Source organism: Mesorhizobium sp. M7A.F.Ca.US.014.04.1.1 (assembly GCF_003998745.1).
GTDB classification, from domain to species: domain Bacteria; phylum Pseudomonadota; class Alphaproteobacteria; order Rhizobiales; family Rhizobiaceae; genus Mesorhizobium; species Mesorhizobium ciceri.
In genome coordinates this window covers 1-962 of sequence record NZ_RZRW01001153.1, presented here as the reverse complement: position 1 = coordinate 962, position 962 = coordinate 1, and the positions used below count along the sequence as shown (strand labels likewise).

The window sequence follows — 962 nt, the reverse complement described above, 5'->3', positions numbered from 1 at the left end:
CTGCGACAGAGTTTATGAAAGGGTGGCGGATGTCACGCATTTTCGACGCGGCGGCCCCGCTACGAATCCGCGCATCCTCGACAGATCGGCCGCCAATGCCAGTCAATCTTCCGTGACGCGCGGCGTCAGCAGGCCGAGTTCCTCGAGATCGATATCGGTGAGCGCATCCTCGTCGTCGGTCAATGCATCGGGATCGGCCGGCGGCTGCGGAATGGAGAAATTCGACGGCATGCGGCCCGAAAGCAGGCCGGCCCCCTTCAGTTCCTCCATGCCGGGCAGATCGCGGATCTCTTCCAGCGCGAAATGATCGAGGAAGGTCTCCGTCGTGCCGTAGGTGACCGGGCGTCCGGGTGTCTTTCGCCGGCCGCGCATGCGCACCCATTCCGTTTCCAGCAGCGTGTCGAGCGTGCCTTTCGAGGTTTCGACACCGCGGATGTCCTCGATCTCGGCACGCGTCACCGGCTGGTGATAGGCAATGATCGCCAGCACTTCGAGAGCCGCGCGGGAGAGCTTCCTTTGCTGGACGGTATCCCTGCTCATCAGGAAAGCCAGGTCGCCGGCGGTGCGGAACGCCCAGGCATCGCCGACACGCACCAGATTGACGCCGCGCCGCGCATAGATCTGCTGCAGCTCGGCCATGGCCAGGGCGATGTTGATGCCGTCCGGCAGGCGTGCCGCAAGCTGCTTTTCGCTGACGGGTTCGGCGCTGGCGAACACGATCGCCTCGGCCATGCGCACAGCCTCGGCCAGATGCAGTCGCTCGGCCGGGTTTTGTAGCTGCTGCTCGGCCGGATCCTGGGAAAGCGGGCCCTCGTCGGGTTCATCGCCGATCTTGAACGGGACAACCGAAGCGTTGGCGCGTTCGCTCATGATGCCACCTCGACTGCCTTGCTTGTCTGCGTTCGGCCGCGCAGGTAGATCGGCGCGAACGTCTGATCCTGCCGCACATCCCTCTTGCCTTC

General features: G+C 64.4%; 1 protein-coding gene. It reads right to left on the bottom strand.

Features of this window, described 5'->3' with window-relative positions; genetic code table 11:
* Positions 1-102: 102 nt before the first annotated feature.
* A complete protein-coding gene (gene scpB, locus EOA22_RS35235; RefSeq protein ID WP_027160430.1) occupies positions 103-870 on the bottom strand; it encodes an SMC-Scp complex subunit ScpB in 768 nt (255 codons plus the stop codon).
* Positions 871-962 lie beyond the last annotated feature (92 nt).

Coding starts and splice junctions, on each gene's coding strand:
- scpB (WP_027160430.1), bottom strand. CDS start 870: ATGAGCGAACGCGCCAACGCTTCGGTTGTCCCGTTCAAGATCGGCGAT.